This window comes from Rhodocytophaga aerolata, from assembly GCF_030503435.1.
Classification (GTDB): Bacteria; Bacteroidota; Bacteroidia; order Cytophagales; family 172606-1; genus Rhodocytophaga; species Rhodocytophaga aerolata.
The window spans coordinates 1-1455 of sequence record NZ_JAUKPO010000150.1; the positions used below are offsets into that span (position 1 = coordinate 1).

Genomic DNA, 1455 nt, shown 5'->3' on the forward strand with positions numbered 1-1455 from the left:
GCAAATCTAGATAGGTTATAATACAATCCCCTTTAATATTAATATTCCAGCTTTTCTATATAAATGGGCAAGAGGGGGATAAAATATTTTTCCCCTTTTGCCCATTTTTATAGTATCAGCAAAGGGGCCGTAAATGTAACTACTTATTAATTATTCAACTTCCATGACAAAATAAATACAAGGGACAATCATATTAACATATTATTAGTACAGTATCAGTTCACCTCTTGCCTCTTAGTTTGCATAATTCCAGTAGCTATTGCAAAACTCCATTGCTCAGAGCCTTTGTTGTTGAAAGCATAGGTCAGGTGCTGTTATAATTAAATCGATACTAAATATGCGATCTTTCTACTCTCTATTTTTAGGAATGGGCTCCAGTATATGCATTAAATAAAAAGATTATTCCCCTTATAAAACTGTCCATTCCCGGACAGGAGTTGTGCTGAATCCGAACACTTAACAGATTTTCCATCCCACTTACTAACTTACTCTACACCGTTCCCCTTTTCTTAACTGCTGCCCTATCTACCATCCATCTAGGCTACTCACCATTCATTGATTTATTGCCATCCCAAAGCAACTTATAGGCTTTTTCTTCATCCTATGGTATAGAATTCTCATATAAAGAAGTGAAAAACAACAATCATAGAACTCAATTGTAATCAAACTAAAACCGTATAAAGACATGAAAACGCTATCAACTATTGCTCAAAAAAACAACCTTACTAAATTAATTGCCGGCCTTACTTTATCGATAGGCCTGCTCGTAACCGGCACGGCCTCTGCACAAACTACCCCTCAACAGAAGGTTAGCTTTGCAGACAACCAAGCCTTTCATACCCAAACCTCGGATGATTTCAAAGTAGCCGTTTTCCCTATGGCCAATTCCTTAACCATGAAAGTAGTGTTAGAAAATCCTAACAAAGAAAAGGTGACCGTACTGATCAAGAATGCTGAAAATGAGGTGGTATACAGGAAAATGGTAGGCAAGGATCCTATCATTCATGGTAAATTTGATGTGTCTGGGCTTGTTAATGGGAGCTACACCATGATCATTGAGAGTGTTCATCAGAGCCATTCTAGTCCTTTTTCCGTGAAAACTCACCAGGAACGGTTGGCTAAAGCCTATTAAGCATATATCTTCTTTTTTATTCCTCCAACAGGGACTCGCTAATGGTAAAGCAGTTCCTGTTGCTTTTATGTGGAGGCCAATAAGTATTTTGATAGCAGAGGAACTTACTAAGCAGTTAATCTATTTGATTTCCTTCTCAGATTTGATTGCTACTATCTTATAGGTTTGTTTTACTCCCTCATGATCCAGTATAAGAATTCATACTAATGCGATCAAATAAGCGGTGGCTGGCCATCAATTAAATCTACAATTGTGAGTTACCTGAAAAGGAGAATTATTTTAACTACTATACTCTACTTCTTTCCCTCAAGAAATACTTTCAT

General features: G+C 36.9%; 1 protein-coding gene. It reads left to right on the top strand.

Features of this window, described 5'->3' with window-relative positions; genetic code table 11:
• Positions 1 to 685 precede the first annotated feature (685 nt).
• A complete protein-coding gene (locus tag Q0590_RS37250) occupies positions 686 to 1132 on the top strand; it encodes a hypothetical protein (protein WP_302042770.1) in 447 nt (148 codons plus the stop codon).
• The last annotated feature ends 323 nt before the right edge of the window (positions 1133 to 1455 follow it).